The 16780-nt window shown below is 63.2% G+C and carries 13 protein-coding genes; 5 read left to right on the top strand and 8 right to left on the bottom strand.

What is annotated here, in order from left to right; translation table 11 throughout:
• Positions 1–51: 51 nt before the first annotated feature.
• The 5 genes from AC0NIL_RS17515 to AC0NIL_RS17495 form a co-directional block, all read right to left on the bottom strand.
• The gene (locus tag AC0NIL_RS17515) at positions 52–1431 is read right to left on the bottom strand and encodes an aspartate aminotransferase family protein (protein WP_127365792.1); all 1380 of its coding nucleotides are present in this window, start codon (positions 1429–1431) and stop codon (positions 52–54) included.
• A gap of 48 nt (positions 1432–1479) precedes the next feature.
• Positions 1480–1620 (bottom strand): capsid protein, encoded by a 141-nt coding sequence (locus tag AC0NIL_RS17510; protein ID WP_082826679.1) that lies wholly within the window; start codon positions 1618–1620, stop codon positions 1480–1482.
• A 68-nt stretch (positions 1621–1688) separates the two neighbouring features.
• Complete coding sequence (locus AC0NIL_RS17505) at positions 1689–3761, bottom strand: prolyl oligopeptidase family serine peptidase (protein ID WP_473573104.1); 2073 nt, start codon at positions 3759–3761, stop codon at positions 1689–1691.
• A 66-nt stretch (positions 3762–3827) separates the two neighbouring features.
• Entirely contained in the window at positions 3828–5000 is a 1173-nt protein-coding gene (locus tag AC0NIL_RS17500) for an MFS transporter (protein WP_024501292.1), read from the bottom strand.
• 144 nt (positions 5001–5144) lie between these two features.
• A complete protein-coding gene (locus AC0NIL_RS17495) occupies positions 5145–6320 on the bottom strand; it encodes an MFS transporter (protein ID WP_027160489.1) in 1176 nt (391 codons plus the stop codon).
• A 252-nt stretch (positions 6321–6572) separates the two neighbouring features.
• Here AC0NIL_RS17495 and AC0NIL_RS17490 point away from each other — a divergent pair, with 252 nt between their 5' ends.
• The 3 genes from AC0NIL_RS17490 to AC0NIL_RS17480 all read left to right on the top strand — a co-directional run bounded on the left by AC0NIL_RS17490 (position 6573) and on the right by AC0NIL_RS17480 (position 12340).
• Positions 6573–8150, top strand: coding sequence for a trimethylamine methyltransferase family protein (locus AC0NIL_RS17490; RefSeq protein ID WP_064993712.1), 1578 nt, complete (start codon positions 6573–6575; stop codon positions 8148–8150).
• Between the two features lie 254 nt (positions 8151–8404).
• A complete protein-coding gene (locus tag AC0NIL_RS17485) occupies positions 8405–10975 on the top strand; it encodes a GcvT family protein (RefSeq protein WP_064993713.1) in 2571 nt (856 codons plus the stop codon).
• A 9-nt stretch (positions 10976–10984) separates the two neighbouring features.
• A complete protein-coding gene (locus tag AC0NIL_RS17480) occupies positions 10985–12340 on the top strand; it encodes a M24 family metallopeptidase (RefSeq protein WP_063168192.1) in 1356 nt (451 codons plus the stop codon).
• On the opposite strand, the gene AC0NIL_RS17475 is transcribed toward AC0NIL_RS17480, so the two are convergent.
• Both AC0NIL_RS17475 and AC0NIL_RS17470 read right to left on the bottom strand, forming a co-directional pair.
• On the bottom strand, positions 12305–13132 hold the full coding sequence (locus AC0NIL_RS17475; RefSeq protein WP_337121859.1) for a phosphate/phosphite/phosphonate ABC transporter substrate-binding protein: 828 nt from the start codon (positions 13130–13132) through the stop codon (positions 12305–12307). The two genes, AC0NIL_RS17480 and AC0NIL_RS17475, sit on opposite strands and share 36 nt — an antisense overlap.
• A gap of 91 nt (positions 13133–13223) precedes the next feature.
• Positions 13224–14234, bottom strand: coding sequence for a fatty acid desaturase (locus AC0NIL_RS17470; protein WP_024501297.1), 1011 nt, complete (start codon positions 14232–14234; stop codon positions 13224–13226).
• Between the two features lie 230 nt (positions 14235–14464).
• On the opposite strand from AC0NIL_RS17470, the gene AC0NIL_RS17465 reads away from it, so the two are divergent.
• On the top strand, positions 14465–15322 hold the full coding sequence (locus AC0NIL_RS17465; protein ID WP_024501298.1) for a helix-turn-helix domain-containing protein: 858 nt from the start codon (positions 14465–14467) through the stop codon (positions 15320–15322).
• Positions 15323–15453: 131 nt separating this feature from the next.
• Complete coding sequence (gene bmt / locus AC0NIL_RS17460) at positions 15454–16476, top strand: betaine--homocysteine S-methyltransferase (RefSeq protein WP_275953160.1); 1023 nt, start codon at positions 15454–15456, stop codon at positions 16474–16476.
• A 15-nt stretch (positions 16477–16491) separates the two neighbouring features.
• On the opposite strand, the gene AC0NIL_RS17455 is transcribed toward bmt, so the two are convergent.
• Positions 16492–16761 (bottom strand): hypothetical protein, encoded by a 270-nt coding sequence (locus AC0NIL_RS17455; protein ID WP_024501300.1) that lies wholly within the window; start codon positions 16759–16761, stop codon positions 16492–16494.
• Positions 16762–16780 lie beyond the last annotated feature (19 nt).

The raw sequence follows: 16780 nt of genomic DNA, 5'->3' as shown, positions 1-16780 counted from the left end.
TCTCAAGGCTGGGCGCGCCCGCCGAAGAGCGCCCAGCCAAGGGGTCGAGTTCTACCGCTTGCGAAGATCGGCTTGCGCCAGATCCAGCGCCTTCGAGATGCGGTCGCAGGCCATATCGATCGTATCGCGGGTCCAGATCAGCGGCGGCGACAGGATCATCGTGTCGCCGGTGGCGCGCAGCATCATGCCATTCGTGATGGCGTGATCCCGCACGGTTACCGCCGCACTTCCAGCCGGCAGGAACCGCTCCTTGGTCGCCTTGTCCTTGACGATCTCGATCGCGCCCATCAGTCCGATCGAACGGACCTCGCCGACCAGATCATGTCCGGCAATGCGCTCCTGCAACGCCTTGGCGAAGTAAGGGCCGGTGTCGTTCCGGACGCGGTCGACCAGCCCTTCGCGCTCGATGATCTCGAGGTTCTTCAGCGCCACGGCGCAGGCCACCGGGTGCCCGGAATAGGTGTAGCCATGGTTGAACTCGCCGCCCTTCTCGACCAGCGTCGAGGCGATGCGGTCGCCAACCAGCAATGCCGACAGCGGCTGATAGCCCGAGGTCAGCGCCTTGGCCGTGGTGATCGTGTCTGGCTCGATGCCGAGTGTCTGTGCGGCAAACCATTCGCCGGTGCGTCCATAACCGGTGATGACTTCGTCCAGCATCAGCAGGACATCGTATTTACGGCAGATGCGCTGCACTTCCGGCCAATAGCTCGCCGGCGGTATCTTCACGCCGCCGGCTCCCATGATCGGCTCGCCGATAAACGCGGCAACCTTGTCGGCGCCGGCTTCGAGGATCGCCTCCTCGACAGCCCCGGCCGCGCGCAGACCGAAATCATGATCGCTCTCGCCAGGCAGCGCCAGCTCATAGGCATAGGGCATCATCACATGGACGATGTTGGGCACCGCACCGTTGAGCTGCTTGTGCATACCATCCATGCCGCCGAGCGAGGTGCCGGCAACGGTCGAGCCGTGATAGGCCATCTTGCGCGAGATGATGCGGTTCTTCTCCGGCTTGCCCTCCAGCACCCAATAGTGGCGCACGAGGCGCAGCGCGGTGTCGTTGGCTTCCGACCCGGAAGAGCCGTAGAATACCTGGTTGACGTGCTTCGGCGCGATCTCCGCCAGCTTCTTGGACAGCAGCACTGGCGTCGGCGTCGAGCATTTGAAGAAGGAGTTGTAGTAAGGCAGTTCCTTCATCTGGGCATAGGCGGCCTCGGCCAGCTCGTCACGGCCATAGCCGATGTTGACGCACCACAGCCCGGCCATGCCGTCGAGGATTTCAGCCCCCTCGGAATCGTAGATGAAAGGGCCGTTGGCATGGGTGATGATGCGCGACCCGGCCCCGCGCATTTCCTTGTGGTCGGTGAACGGATGCAGATGATGCGCGGCGTCGATCTGCTGAAGCTGCGTCAGCGAATAATTCTGATAGGTCATGTCTGATCTTCCCTCTGGATTCTATCCGGCCAAGCCGGGGCGAATGCTTCAGAGGCAGAGAGGTGGCGAATAGCCGATGCGGGCACACAGCCGCAAAAGCTCGGCGCGCAGCGTGCGCGGTGACGGCGTCACCGCGACCCGCAATGCGCGAGCCTCAAATGCGTCAATCAACGTCCTGACGAGAGCCATGGAAGCCACCTTAGAGCAAAGGCTGCTCGAGGAGAACCACCCTTTGCTTGGCCCATAACTGAATGACTCTAGGCCTTGGCTGTCAGCGCCCTTTGCAGGAAGACATATTTCATCGCCGTCTGCGCCGCCCGCGGCCGGCGGTCGCCACGCCCGCCATGGCCGCCCTCGGTCTCCTCGAAGAACAGCGTCCTCGCATGGCCGGCTTCCTGCAAGCGGGCGGCCATCTTGCGCGCATGGCCGGGATGGACTCGATCGTCAGCGGTCGATGTGGTCAGCAGCACAGGCGGATAGGCGGCAGCGGCGTCGACATGCTGGTAGGGCGAGTAGGCTGAAAGCCACTTCGCGTCTTCGGGTTTCGACGGATCGCCATATTCGGCCATCCACGAGGCTCCAGGCGGCAATTCGGCGTAACGCAGCATGTCGAGCAGCGGCACCTCGATGATGACGGCGCCGAAAAGCTCGGGATGCTGCGTCAAGGAAACGCCGGTCAGCAAGCCGCCATTCGAACCACCCTGGATGCCGAGCGAGCTTGCTGTCGCGATGCCGCGCTTGACGACGTCCTGCGCGACCGCTGCGAAATCGTCGAATCCGTTTTGGCGATTGCCCTTGAGCGCCGCTTGATGCCAGGCCGGGCCGAACTCGCCGCCGCCGCGGATGCATGCCTGCACATAGGCATTGCCTTTCTCCAGCCACAGCTTACCACGCACGCCGGCATAGCCGGGCAGCAGCGGCACTTCGAAGCCGCCATAGCCGTAAAGCAGCGTCGGCACCGGACCTTTCTGGTCGCGCCGCCTGACGACGAAATAGGGGATCATCGTGCCGTCCTTGGAGCGCGCCTCGAACTGTTCCGAGATCAGCGGCGAGGCATCGAAACGCGCCGGCTGCGACTTCACGGTGGCGAGCGTCTCGCCATTGTCGTCGGACCAGATGATCGAACTCGGGGTCAGGAAATCGGTGAAGGAGAAGGACACACTCGAGCCGAACTGCTCGGCATGACTGATGCCGACATTGCCATTTTCGGGCAGCGCCACCGGTTTCAGCGACCAGTTGCCATCCATGCGCTCGCAGACGACGACTTTGCCGCGCACATTGTCCATCAGGCTGACGAACAGCCGGTCCCGCGTGCGGGCAATGCCGGCTATGGAAACGCGATAGGCCGGCTCGAACAAGGTTTCGACAGGCCCGATCGCGCCGGTCTCGACCCAGCGCGCCAGGTCCAGCGAATAAAGACCGTCGGGCTTGCAAACCGTGTCGTCGGGCGCCGTCCATGCACTGCGCACGCCGAACACGAGCTGATCCCTGAATATTGCCGTATCGGTCATGTCGTCCGGTAGCGGCAGCTGTTTGTTTTCGCCGGAAGGCAGCCGAAGGAAGATGTGCGAAGCGAAGAAATTCAGCGTTCGAGCCAGGACCAGATAGCGTCTGTCACCGTCGTACTCGACAGCGGCACCAACGGCGAGATCCTCTTTCTGCGCCTCGAAGATCGGCGTTGCGTCTTCCAGCTTGGTATCGCGCTTCCACAGCTTTATGATTCGCGGATAGCCGGACTCGGTCTTGTCGGCCTCGTCGAAAGCGGCCGAAACAATCACGGTGTCCTTATCCAGCCAGCTGAAACCCGACTTGGAAGCGGGTGCACGAAACCCACCCTCGACAAACGACTTGGTCGCGATGTCGAATTCGCGCATCTCGCTGGCGTCGCCGCCATCCGGCGACATCGAGACAAGGCAAAGGTTGAAGTCGGGATAGAGCCGGCTGGCGCCGCCAAAAACCCATTTTATCCCTTCCTCCGCCGCAAGCTGGTCGAAGTCGATGATCGTTTCCCAGTCGGGCTTCTCGGTCTTGTAGGAAGCGACGGTCGTGCGGCGCCAGAGGCCGAGCACATTGGTCTTGTCCTGCCAGAAATTGTAGACATGGCCGGCTTTTGCCGCGCCGACAGCGATGTTGTCCTCGGCCGTCATCAGGTCGAGCGCGGTCTGGAACGACGCCTGATAGAACGGATCGCCCTGCAATTCACCAACCGTGATCTCGTTCTGGCGATGTACCCAGTCCAATGACTGCTTGGCCGTCCTGTCCTCCAGCCAGAGAAAGGGATCGTCGGTCGTGGGGGCGGAATTCGGCGTCTGGGTGGCAGGCTTGGTCATGAGGTCTCCGATAAACGCGTTGCTTTGAAAAAGCCAACGCCGACAGGCCGTCGATATTCACCATGTTCAGCGCACAATTGAGGCTTTCCGCCGACCAGCGAGGCTCGCAATGGCCAGCGCCAGGCACAGCAGCCCAAGCGTGATCGGCAGTCCGCCGGCGCCCATAACATCCATGGCGCCCCCCGCCAGCGGCGGCACGGCGATGCCGCCGACGCCCCACATCAAGGAAAAGGCCGCATTGCCGGCGACCAGTGCGGAGCCGGTGAAGCGTTCGCCGAGCTCGATGATCGACATTGTGTAGATGCCGTAGGAAACCGCGCCCCAGACAAAGATCATTGGCCAGATCAGCGGCGACTCGATGAGAAGCGGAAGCAGGACGCAGCCGAGCACCGTGATCGCGACGCAGGCAAGCCGCACCAGGCGCGCGGAAAGCCTTTCCGCCAAAAGGCCGAGCGGCACCTGCATGGCGATGTTGCCGGCGATCATCACCGACAGCAGCGCCGACATGCGGGTTTCGGTGATGCCGTGATGGGTGCCATAGACCGGCAGCAACGCCAACGCACCCTGTTCGAAGCCGGCGGCGACTATGACGGCGAACAAAAGCAGCCACGCCAGCGGCACGAAACCCAGGACGGAAACCTGGTGCCCGGCCTCGTCGACCTTGGGCAAACGCGGCAGCACCGAGGCCAGGCAAATGCCACACAGCACGAAGGCGAAAATGCCGACGAGGAAGGGCGGCCAGCCCTCAGTGCCGACTGCAAGCAGGCACAGTGGCCCGGTCGCGAAACCGGCCGAGATGATCGTCGAATAGACACCCATGACGCGGCCGCGTCGGGCCGGCGGTGCCAGCGCGATCACCCAGATCTCGCTCAGCACATAGAGCGGATTGGTCACGACGCCGATCAGGAAGCGCAGGGGAAACCACAAATAGACATTTTGCGTCCAGCCGATCAGCGCCAGCACGACAGCCGAAAGGGCCGCACAGGTGAGCGCGGTGCGCCCTGCCCCGAATCGGCGGGCCAGCGCCGGGATCAACGGCGATGACAGAATGAAGCCAATCGGCGTCATGGCCGCCGACAAGCCGATCATCGCTGGCGAAACGCCCTGGCGCTGCAGGATGAAACTCAGCAGCGGATAGGACAACCCTTGCGCGATGGCGAACACCGAGACGGTCGCGATCACACCGGTGATCGCCGCCCATTGCATCGTCTCGTCCTTGTTCGATTCAACCAAATTCATGTACGCACCGCTGTCGGGCTGCAGGATTAGCGATTGAGTTGCGCAGAGGTAAGCCCCTGGCGGGCGAAAACTGCTTGCTCCAGACAGTGCCTGTCAGGAGGCTGGGCCTGTCAGGAGGCTGGGCCTGTCAGGAGGTTGGGCTTATCAGGAAGCTCGGCGCATGGATGAGCGGTACAGCGCGAACATCACCAGCACCGCGTCGAGAGCGGCAATAACCACCGGCAGCCCAAGTGGGCCGATGCCTTGCATGAGCAGGCCCGCACCGGGTGGGCCGACGATGCCACCAACGCCCCACATCAGCGCAAAGGCAGCGTTGCCGGCGACCAGCACAGAGCCCTTGAACCGGCTGCCGAGTTCGACCAATGCCATGGTGTAGACACCGTAACCGACCGCGCCCATCACCAGCAGCACCACCCAGATCAACGGCGTTGTGATCAGCAGAGGCAGCAAAAGCGCGCAAACGGTTGTTGCCAGTGCGCAGACGATGATCATGGCGCGGCCGCCAAAACGCTCCGCCAGAAGGCCGAGTGGTATCTGCAGCAGGATGTTGCCGAGGGAAAGCGCCATCACCAGCGAGGCCAGAACGGCTTCCGCCAGGCCATAGCTGGCGCCGAAGACCGGGACCAGCGCATAGGTGCTCTGCTGGACCGCCGCCGAGACAAGCACGGCAAGCAGCAGCGCCGGCGCCATTTTGGCAAACCCGACAAGGCCGCTGGCAGGCTGGCCGTCATCCTCGAAGCCGGTGAGCTTTGACGAGACGGCGTGCAGGATCACCGCGCAGAGCGCGAAGCCGGCGACGCCGACCATGAAAGGCGCCCAGCCCGACGTACCGAGCAGGGTCAGCGCGAATGGTCCGGCGGCATAACCGGCGCCCATCAGCGTGTTGAACACGCCCATCACCCGGCCGCGCCGCGACGGCGGTGCCAGCGACAGCGCCCACACCTCGCCAAGGATATAAAGCGGATTGATGACCACGCCGATGATGAAGCGGATGACGAACCACGCCACCCAGTCCTGCAGATAGCCGATGCCCAGGAAGCAGAGCGCGCCGATCAGCGAGCAGCCGACCGCCAGGTTGCGCCCGCCGACCAGCCGCACCGCCGCCGGCACGAAGGAAGCCGACAGGATCAGCCCGAGCGGCATCATCGCCGCCGACAGGCCGATCAGCGCCGGCGACATGCCTTGCTTCTGCATCAGCAATGTGAACAGCGGCGAGCTCAGCCCTTGCGCGGCGCCAAACATGGCAAGTGCCGCGGTGACGCCGGCAAGCGCTGCCCATTGCGTTCCTGCTTCGCCTTCGCTCGAGCCGGTCGCGACCATGCTGCCATCCAGATGAACTGCTGGCCATCAGGCCGGCAAGCCAAGTAGCTATCGGTTCGATCCCCGGAAGGAAAGGGCCGGCCACCGAAATCCGCTTGCTCCAACGCGGCAACCTGATCAAGCCGATGTCGCGGCCGGGCACCTGCCGTTCCGGCATGTCGCTTCCCTCGCCCTAGTGGTCGTCGCCTCCGCAATGGCCGGACAGCCGCCGGTCCATTATGCCGCCCGCTATCGCATCCCACGAGGACCATCATGACCGCCGCCCTACAACCCTCAGAACCGGCATTGGCCACCGACCGCGCCCGTCGCGGCGGCCGTGCTGGAAAGCGCGCCGGCGGCTCGGCCGCGTTCGAGCAGCCGGCTTTTCGCCAGTTGAAGAACCCGCTGGCGCCAACCAGGCTGGTCTCCGACGACGAGCTGGAATCGATTCACCTCGCTTCCCTGCGCGTGCTGCGGGAAATCGGCGTCGACGTGCTGCATGACGAGGCCCGCAGCATCATGAAGGCGCATGGCGCCGACGTGCGTGACGGTTCAGAGCGGGTGCGCTTCGACAGCGACATGATCCTCGACCTGGTGTCGCACTGCCCGTCGGAATTCACCATCCATGCCCGCAATCCTGCGCACAATGTGCGCTTCGGCGGCAACAATGTGATCGTCTCGATGATGGCGTCGGCGCCCAATTGCTCCGACATCGATCGCGGCCGCCGGCCCGGCAACCAGCAGGACTACCGCAACTTCCTCAAGCTCGCGCAGATGCACAACATTCTGAACTGCACGGGCGGCTACCCGGTCGAGCCGACCGATATCCATCCATCCGTCCGCCATCTCGAATGCATCCGCGATCTCAGCGTGCTCACCGACAAGGTGTTCCACATCTATTCGCTCGGCAAGGAGCGCAATGTCGACGGCATCGAGATCGCCAGGATCGCGCGCGGCATCAGCCACGAGCAGATGCTCGAAGAGCCGTCCGTCTTCACCATCATCAACACCAATTCGCCGCTGAAACTCGATGTGCCGATGATGGAAGGCATCATCCAGATGTCGAGCAAGGGCCAGGTCGTCGTCGTGACGCCGTTTACCCTGTCGGGTGCGATGGCGCCTGTCACCATCGCCGGCGCACTGGTGCAGCAGAACGCGGAGGCGCTTGCCGGCATCGCCTTCGCCCAGATGGTGCGCAAGGGCGCCCCCGTCGGATATGGCGGCTTCACCTCCAATGTAGACATGAAGTCCGGTTCACCGGCGTTCGGCACGCCGGAATACATGAAGGCGCAGCTCGTCGGCGGCCAGCTTGCCCGCCGCTACAATATCCCCTACCGCACCTCCAACACCTGCGCCGCCAACACGGTCGACGCGCAGGCGGCTTATGAAAGCGTATTCTCGCTGTGGGGTGCCATCCAGGGCGGCGGCAACCTGATGATGCATGCCGCCGGCTGGCTCGAGGGCGGCCTGCGCTGCTCCTACGAGAAGACCATCCTGGACATCGACCTGCTGCAGATGGTGGCCGAATTCCTGACCCCGCTCGACCTTTCCGAAGAGGCACTCGGCTTCGACGCCATCCAGTCGGTCGGCCCGGGCGGCCATTTCTTCGGCACCCAGCACACGCAGGACCGCTACAAGACCGCCTTCTACTCGCCGATCCTCTCCGACTGGCGCAATTACGAGACCTGGGCGGAAGCCGGCTCGCCGACGGCGCTCGAGAAGGCCAACAAGGTCTGGAAGGAGCGGCTGGCGTCCTATGAGGAGCCCTACATGGACCCGGCCGTCCGCGAGGAACTCAACGCCTTCGTCGCCAAGCGCCGGTCCGAAGGCGGCGCGCCGACCGATTTTTGATCGGCAGTATTGTTGATGAACGGTCGACCCCCACTCCGTCGAGCTGCGCTCGACACCTCTCCCCCGATCGATGGGGTAGAGGAAGGGCGCGAGCTTATACCGGCTAGCGCCCTTCCTCTCCCTCCGGAGGGGAGAGAGGTGGCGCTGCGAAGCAGCGACGGAGTGGGGGAAGCCATTCACGAAACACGCAGCCGTCGCGAGACAGGCACGCCTCATTCACTCGATTCCATCTCTTCAAAAACGGATCTATCTAGATGAAATCTCATGTAAAAGCGGTTGTCATCGGCGGCGGCGTCGTTGGCTGCTCGGTTCTCTATCACCTGGCCAAGGCCGGCTGGACCGATATCATGCTGATCGAGCGCTCGGAGCTCACCTCCGGCTCGTCCTGGCACGCGGCGGGCGGCTTCCACACGCTGAACGGCGACCCCAACGTCGCCAAGCTGCAGGCCTATACGGTGCAGCTCTACAAGGAGATCGAGGAGATATCCGGCCAGTCCTGCTCGCTGCATTTGACCGGCGGCGTGATGATGGCCGATACGCCCGAGCGCATGGACTTCCTGCGCCTTGCCCACGCCAAGGGCCGCTATCTCGGCATGGACACAGAGCTGATCACCCCTTCCGAAGCCAAGGCGATGTTCCCGCTGATGGACGAGACCAATTTCGTCGGCGCCATGTGGGATCCGGTCGAAGGCCATCTCGACCCGTCCGGCACCACCATCGCCTATTCAAAGGCGGCGAAAAAACTCGGCGCCGAGATCGTGCTGCGCAACCGCGTCGTGGAATTGACGCAGGAGGTCGACGGCACCTGGAATGTCGTCACCGAACAGGGCACGGTGAAGGCCGAGCATGTCGTCAATTGCGGCGGCCTGTGGGCGCGCGAGATCGGCCGCATGGTCGGCGTCGAACTGCCGGTTCTGGCCATGGAACATATGTATCTGCTCACCGAGCCGATGCCGGAGGTCGAGGAGTTCAACAAATCGACCGGCCGCGAAATGATCGGCGTGCTCGACTTCAAGGGCGAGATCTACACCCGCCAGGAGCGCAACGGCATCCTGCTCGGCACCTACGAGAAGGCCTGCAAGCCGTGGTCGCCGGTCAACACGCCATGGGATTTCGGCCACGAATTGCTGCCGCCGGACCTCGACCGCATCGCGCCGTCGCTGGAAATAGGCTTCAAGCATTTCCCCGGCATCGAGAAGGCCGGCATCAAGCAGATCATCAACGGCCCCTTCACCTTCGCGCTGGACGGCAACCCGCTGGTCGGCCCGGTGCAGGGCCTGACCAATTTCTGGTGCGCCTGCGCCGTGATGGCCGGCTTCAGCCAAGGCGGCGGCGTCGGTCTGGCACTGTCGAACTGGATGGTGCATGGCGATCCTGGCTTCGATGTCTGGGGCATGGATGTTACACGCTTCGGTGAATGGGCCGGCCTGCGCTACACCAACGCCAAGGTGCGGGAAAACTATTCGCGCCGCTTCTCCATCCGCTTCCCCAATGAGGAACTGCCGGCGGCACGTCCGGCGCAGACGACGCCGCTCTACGACACGATGCTGGCCAATAACGCCGTCATGGGCGACAGCTGGGGCCTCGAAACCCCGCTCTGGTTCGCACCTGAAGGCAAGGAACCCAGGGATATCGTCTCCTTCCATCGCTCCAACGATTTTGGGCCGATCGGCGAGGAAGTGCGCGCCACGCGTGAGCGCGTCGGCGTCACCGAGATCGCCAATTTTGCCAAATACGAAGTCTCGGGACCCGCGGCCGAGGATTTCCTCAACCGGCTGATGACCAACCGCATGCCGAAGACCCGCCGCATCGTGCTGACGCCGATGCTCAACGAGTTCGGCAAGCTGATCGGCGACTTCACCATCGCCAAGGCGGCAGAAGACCGCTTCATGATCTGGGGCTCTTCGGCGGCGCAGAAATACCACATGCGCTGGTTCGAGAAGCACCTGCCGAAGGACGGAACGGTGCGCATCCACCGCTTCGACCAGACGCTGGTCGGCCTGTCGATCGCCGGGCCGAAATCACGGGACCTGCTGCAGAAACTGGTCGATGTCGACGTCTCGACAAAAGCCTTCCGTTTCATGGATTTCCGCGAGATGGCTGTTGGCGGGGCGCCTTGCATGGTCAACCGCATCACCTACACCGGCGACCTCGGCTATGAAATCTGGATGGCGCCGGCCTACGAACGCCTGGTTTACAAAGCGATCAAGGACGCCGGCGAGGAATTCGGCCTTGTCGATTTCGGCATGCGCGCTCTGCTCTCCATGCGTCTGGAAAAGAACTTTCCGACCTGGTTCCGCGAGTTGCGGCCGATCTATGGACCGTTCGAAGGCGCGATGGACCGCTTCATCAAGCTCGAGAAGAATGACTTCATCGGCCGCGAGGCCGCCGCCAAGGAACAGGCCGAGGGGCCAAAGCTGCGCCGCGTCTCCTTCATCGTCGATGCCGCCGACGCCGATGTCATGGGCGACGAGCCGATCTGGGCCAAGGTCAGCAAGGACTACGGCACGGTGGAAAAGCCGCATGGCTATGGCGCGCCGCGCTTCGACAAGGGCGGCAAGGAAATACGTGGCTCCAAGGCTGCCGAAGGCGCATCCGCCGTGCGCGGCATCGTCGACGGCGACTGGCGCGTGGTCGGCTGGGTCACGTCGGGCGGCTATGCGCATTATGTGCAGAAGTCGATGGCGCAGGGTTATATCCCCGCAGCGCTTGCCGAGGACGAAAGTGCCGGGCTGTTCGAGATCGAGATCCTCGGTCACCGGCGCCCGGCCCGCATCAATGTCGAAGCGCCCTTCGATCCGAGCGGCGAGAAGATGCGGACCTGAGGTTCGACGATGGACAGCGCGGGGCCGAAGGGCAGCTTTGGCCGCCACCGCAAGATCATGCCGTTCGAGCCGGGCTCGATCGAAGCTTTGCGCGACGCCTCCCGTCAGAAGGCGGGTTCGCTCAATCAGCATGTGCTGGGCTATGGCCCGCAGGCCGAGGCTGAGTGGGCGGCGGCAGGCATTGCCGCGCCCGACCTGGCGGCGATGCGAAAATACCGGCTGGAGCGTATCCGCGCCGAGTTGAAGCGGCGCGGCTATGCCGGCGCCCTGCTCTACGACCCCGTCAACATCCGCTACGCCACCGACAGCACCAACATGCAGCTTTGGGTGGCGCACAATCCGACGCGGCATTGCTTTGTCGCCACTGAAGGCCCGGTGGTGCTGTTCGATTATTTTTCCTGCGAGCACCTGTCCGACCATTCCGGCGTCGTCAACGAGGTGCGGCCGGCGGTGTCGTGGATGTATCTCTATGGCGGTGAGCTGACCGAGCAAAAGGTCCGCCGTTGGGCCGCCGGAATAGCCGATTTGGTCAGGGAATATGGTAGCGGCAACAGCCGCATCGCCGTCGACCACATCAATCCCGAAGGCGTCGAGGAGCTGGCTCGCCTCGGCATTTCCATCGGCAATGGCGAAGCCGTGATGGAGAACGCGCGGCTGATCAAATCGCCGGACGAAATCCTCGCCATGCGCCGGGCGATTGTCGCTTGCGAAGCGGCGATGGGCGAGATGGAACAGGCGCTGAAGCCGGGCATTTCCGAGAACGAGCTATGGGCGGAATTGCATCGTGGCAACATCGCGCGCGGCGGCGAGTGGATCGAGACGCGACTGCTGACGTCAGGCCCGCGCACCAATCCGTGGTTCCAGGAATGCTCTTCGCGAAAGATCGAGGCTGGCGATCTCGTCGCCTTCGACACCGACCTGATCGGCCCCTACGGCTTCTGCGCCGACCTGTCGCGCACCTGGCTGTGCGGCGATGCAAACCCGTCGAATGAACAGCGCGCCCTGTTCCGCATCGCCGCCGACCAGATCGAACACAACACGGCTCTGATGCAGCCAGGCATCTCGTTTCGCGACCTCGTCGAAGCCTCGGCGGTGCCGCCGGGTGACTGCTTCCCGACGCGCTACGGCGTGCTCTATCACGGCGTCGGTCTGGCCGATGAATACCCGACCTTGCCGCATGCCAGCGACTGGACATCGGACACGCCGGACGGCGTGCTGGAACCTGGCATGGTGCTGTGCGTGGAAAGCTATATCGGCCGGCTTGGCGGGCGCGAAGGCGTCAAGCTCGAAGAGCAGATCCTGATCACCGAGGCCGGCAACGAACAGCTCTCAACCTACCCGCTGGATACGAGGCTGCTCGGATAGTCCGGCAAGCGCTTCTCGCATTGCCCTGACTGTCTTTTCCGGCGTTGCCCTCGCCGTGATGAACGGCAGGCCTTTGCGCCGTCCGGTCCAGCCGACGATCGCGACTTTCCGCGCTGCTGGCTCGAAGCGCTGCGCCAGCGCCCAGCTTTCGCAGTCGATCGCTGCAACATCGGCCCAGCCCTCGGCAATGGCGACGATTGAAGCGCGGTGACCGCCGCTCTCGCTACGCGACGAAAAGATGTCCAAGCCCTCGTCGGCCGCTCGCAGGTCGCGCGTCAGCGCAATGATGCCCGACATGGAATCGAGGCTGTTGAAGGTGAAGCGCTTGCCGCGGATCAGATCGAGCGGGATGAGAGCGCTGCCATCCGCAGGCGATCGAACTTCCGGTCCCTCGCCTATCCGCATCACCAGAGCGCTCGAATAGAGCTCGCCCTGCCCGCCTTCATAGGCGTCATAGCTCGGCTGGCCGACCACCTGCACATGCCTGGACAGGCCAAGTTCCATCGGCCCCCAGCAGGTCTGCGCGAACAGCAGCAACGGATGCAGCCACAATCTATGGAAATCGAGTTCATCCGGCGGCAATGTCGCGGGATCGGGTGCGATCAATGCACCGGCAGCATCGCGAATTCCGCCCGGCACCGGCGGCAGGTCCCCATTGCGCCGCACGATGGCTTCCGGCGCGTCGATCCCCTTTTGCCGAAACGCATCGCGCAGCAGCACCCATTGCGCGTCGACCTCATCGCGCACTTCGGGCCAATCATACATCGGCAACGCCGCAACCAATTCACTCATGCCGATATCAAATCATCATGTCTGGAAAAAGGATCGCGAAAACGCGGCGTCCAATCAGAGTTGGCCGACACGGATTCCGGGTAGGCCGGAATTATTCCTTGGGCGGCTCGGCGGGAACCGGCGCACTGCCGAGCCCGCTGATGCTGCGCGCCCTGATGCGCGGCTTGAAGGCCCTGCCCGGCTCAGGCGCACGCCGCAGCACCGGGTGCACGATCGGCTCTTTCGCCTTGAACGCATAGGCTTTGACCAGCGCGAAATAATTCGGATAGGCATAGCCATTGTTCATCCGCAGCCATTCCTCACGGCGGTCGCGAAACAGCTTGGGCAGCTTGTACCAGGCCACGGTCGGGGTCTTGTGATGGACGAAATGCAGATTGTTGTTGAGGAACAGGAACGACAGCGGCGAGCGCTCGACGATCACCGTACGGCCTTCCGGATGTTCCGACCATTGATGCTCGGCGAACGTACGGATCGAGATCAGCGACTGGCCGAGCCAGACCGGCACCAGAATGTAAAGCCACAGCGGGATGCCGAAGCCGAACTGAACGATCGGCAGCACGACGGCCAGGCCGATCGCATGCAGCAGCCAGGCCTTGCGGATCGGCTTGTCGCCAGCGATCACCTGCTTGGCATCGTCGATGAAGAAGCCGACGCAGGACAGCCACGGGCCGAGCACGAAGCGGCCTGCCATGGTGTTGTTGATCTTGAGCAGGAATTTCATCGTCGGCGGCAGCTCGTCATGCTGCCAGAGCGCCTGATAATAGCTTTCCGGGTCATCGAGCGGGTCGGTCAGCCGCTCGTCGGCGTGGTGACGCAGATGAATGGTCTTGAAGCGGCGGAACGGCCAGACCAGACCGATCGGCAGAAACACGAAGGCTTCGTTGACCCGCGCGTTGCGCGTCGGATGCCCGTGCAGCACTTCGTGCATGATCGACGACTGCAATGCGGCGGTGAAGGCGAGGACGGCGAGCGCCAGGACGGGATAGGAAGGCCAGAGCAGGAAACCGGTGGCGAGCCATGTCGCGTAGCAGAAGAAGGCGAGTACCACGGTTGGCCACTCAATGGCCCGTACGCTGTGTCGCCTGATGCTCTTGCTCGTCATGCTATCGACCACTGCCCCTCAGTCGCCGGAATCCCAATTGATTCCTGACAGCATTGTGTCAGGAGAAATGATTCCACTCAACGAGACAAAGTGCACAAACTGTTGCGATTGCGCATTTTTGACTGCACATGTTATACATTGTAAACAGACTTAGGGATTCATTTACGCCTAACGCCACCCTCGGAGCGGTTCCGGCGCAAATTTTTCCTCAATCCAGGTGGAGCACGGACATGGACAAGCGCGACCTGTCGACGATCTTCCGCGAGCGACTGAAAATGCTCTTGACACGCTCCGACCTGAACCAGTCGGCCTTCGCAACCGCGGTCGGCATCGACCGCTCGGCGCTGTCGCAACTGCTGTCGGGCGCCTCGACGCGCCTGCCCCGCGCCGAAACACTGCTCAACATCGCCGCCGAGTTCAAGGTGTCGCTCGATTGGCTCCTCGGCCTCAGCCAGGACGAAGGTCTCACCGGCGAAATCCGCGAAAGCCTGGAGATCGAAGAGGCACCGGATGGTTTCGACCGCACGCTGTTGGCCAAATGGCATGCCGAGGCGGCAGGCACCAAGATCCGCTACGTGCCTGCCGGCATTCCCGATCTTCTGCGCACCGAAGCGCTGGTCGACTACGAAGCCGGCATCGCCAACAAGAGCCGCCTGGCGCAGGCCGGCGAAACGCAATACCGCATCGACTACAACAGGCGGCCTGAGACCGACATGGAAGTCTGCATGCCGCGCCACACGCTGGAGATATTTGCCCGCGGGCTGGGTGTCTGGGACCGTTTCCCCGAAGCCGACCGGCGCGCCCAGCTGCTGCACATGGCGACGCTGCTCGACGACCTCTACCCGACCTTCCGGCTATTTCTCTATGACGGGCGGATGCGCTATTCGATCCCCTACACCATCTTCGGACCCTATCGCGCCGCCATCTATGTCGGCGACATGTATCTGGTGCTCAACGCCACCCAGCCGATCCAGACGCTGATCCAGCACTTCGACAATCTGATCCGGGCCGCCGACATCAATGCGCACGAGGCGTCCGGCTTCGCGCACAGACTGGCCGGTATGTCATTCTCAACAGGCACTGCCTGATCTTCGGCAACAATGATCCTTTGGACGGAAACCGGCCTCCGCATTGGTGGCCGCGTTGCCGCCATTCCATTGACTACACATAAAGACTTCTTTATATCCTTATTCGACTTCGAAACATGAAAGCCAATCCGATGACGACCACCAACCCGATCGATGCTCTGCTGGCCGAAAAGGGCGTGCTGCTGGCCGATGGCGCCACCGGCACAAACCTGTTCGCCATGGGGCTGGAAGCCGGCGAGGCGCCAGAGCTGCTCAACGAGACGGCGCCCGACACCATCACCAGCCTGCATCAGAATTTCGTCGATGCCGGGGCCGACATCATCCTCACCAACTCGTTCGGCGGCACCCGTCACCGCTTGAAGCTGCATCATGCGCAGGACCGTGTGCATGCGCTGAACAAGCGCGCCGCCGAGCTCGCGCGCGCCGTCGCCGACAAGGCCGGCCGCAAGGTGATCGTCGCCGGTTCGGTCGGCCCGACCGGCGAATTGCTGGTGCCGCTCGGCGCCATGACCTATGACGAGGCGGTCGACGCCTTCGCCGAGCAGATCGAGGGTCTCAAGGAAGGCGGCGCCGAAGTCGCCTGGATCGAGACGATGTCTGCTCCCGACGAGATCCGCGCCGCCGCCGAGGCTGCCATCCGCGTCGGCCTGCCCTACACCTATACCGGTTCCTTCGACACCGCCGGCCGCACCATGATGGGCCTGCTACCCAGGGATATCCACGGCGTCACCGACGGGCTGTCGCAGGCGCCGCTTGGCGTTGGCGCCAATTGCGGCGTCGGCGCGTCTGACATCCTGGCCTCGCTGCTCGACATGACCGAGGCGAAGCCGGAGGCAACGGTGATCGTCAAGGGCAATTGCGGCATTCCCGAATTCCGCGGCACCGAAATCCATTATTCCGGCACACCCGAACTGATGGCCGACTATGTCAGGCTCGCCGTCGATGGCGGCGCCAAAATAATCGGCGGCTGCTGCGGCACCTCGTTCCAGCACCTTGCCGCCATGCGCAAGGCGCTCGACGCGCACACCAAGGCGGATCGTCCGACGGTTGCCGCGATCGTCGAGCGCATCGGCCCGATGCGCAACAAGGTGGCGACGGAAAATACCGCCGAGACCAGCGAAGCCCGCCGCGAGCGCCGCCGCAGCCGGGCCTGAGCTTATCGGTTTCGATTATTCGCTGTTGTCGGCGTAGCTCGACTGCGCCGACTTGAAGTCGACCACATTGTCGCTGTGCATCGTCATCAGCGCGCCGGATGAAACCGGATCGGTTATCTGCTCCAGCATGATGCGGAAGCGGTCATTGGTCAGCGCCGACATGGCGGTGTGGCGCGCCTGCGCGACATCGTCACTGATACGCCTGGATTCCGATGATGGGGCCGATGAAACCGCCGAAGCATCTCGTGCCGGCGGTGTCGAGTTGGCGATAGTCCTGATCTGCAATTTCGGCTCCCTCAAGCCC

The sequence above is a fragment of the Mesorhizobium sp. WSM1343 genome, from assembly GCF_055901535.1.
The sequence above is the reverse complement of the archived record's forward strand: the minus strand, read 5'-3'. Positions and strand labels throughout refer to the sequence as shown.

Coding starts and splice junctions, on each gene's coding strand:
- AC0NIL_RS17470 (WP_024501297.1), bottom strand. CDS start 14,234: ATGACGAGCAAGAGCATCAGGCGACACAGCGTACGGGCCATTGAGTGG.
- AC0NIL_RS17465 (WP_024501298.1), top strand. CDS start 14,465: ATGGACAAGCGCGACCTGTCGACGATCTTCCGCGAGCGACTGAAAATG.
- AC0NIL_RS17515 (WP_127365792.1), bottom strand. CDS start 1,431: ATGACCTATCAGAATTATTCGCTGACGCAGCTTCAGCAGATCGACGCC.
- AC0NIL_RS17480 (WP_063168192.1), top strand. CDS start 10,985: ATGGACAGCGCGGGGCCGAAGGGCAGCTTTGGCCGCCACCGCAAGATC.
- AC0NIL_RS17485 (WP_064993713.1), top strand. CDS start 8,405: ATGAAATCTCATGTAAAAGCGGTTGTCATCGGCGGCGGCGTCGTTGGC.
- AC0NIL_RS17495 (WP_027160489.1), bottom strand. CDS start 6,320: ATGGTCGCGACCGGCTCGAGCGAAGGCGAAGCAGGAACGCAATGGGCA.
- bmt (WP_275953160.1), top strand. CDS start 15,454: ATGACGACCACCAACCCGATCGATGCTCTGCTGGCCGAAAAGGGCGTG.
- AC0NIL_RS17490 (WP_064993712.1), top strand. CDS start 6,573: ATGACCGCCGCCCTACAACCCTCAGAACCGGCATTGGCCACCGACCGC.
- AC0NIL_RS17505 (WP_473573104.1), bottom strand. CDS start 3,761: ATGACCAAGCCTGCCACCCAGACGCCGAATTCCGCCCCCACGACCGAC.
- AC0NIL_RS17475 (WP_337121859.1), bottom strand. CDS start 13,132: ATGAGTGAATTGGTTGCGGCGTTGCCGATGTATGATTGGCCCGAAGTG.
- AC0NIL_RS17500 (WP_024501292.1), bottom strand. CDS start 5,000: ATGAATTTGGTTGAATCGAACAAGGACGAGACGATGCAATGGGCGGCG.
- AC0NIL_RS17510 (WP_082826679.1), bottom strand. CDS start 1,620: ATGGCTCTCGTCAGGACGTTGATTGACGCATTTGAGGCTCGCGCATTG.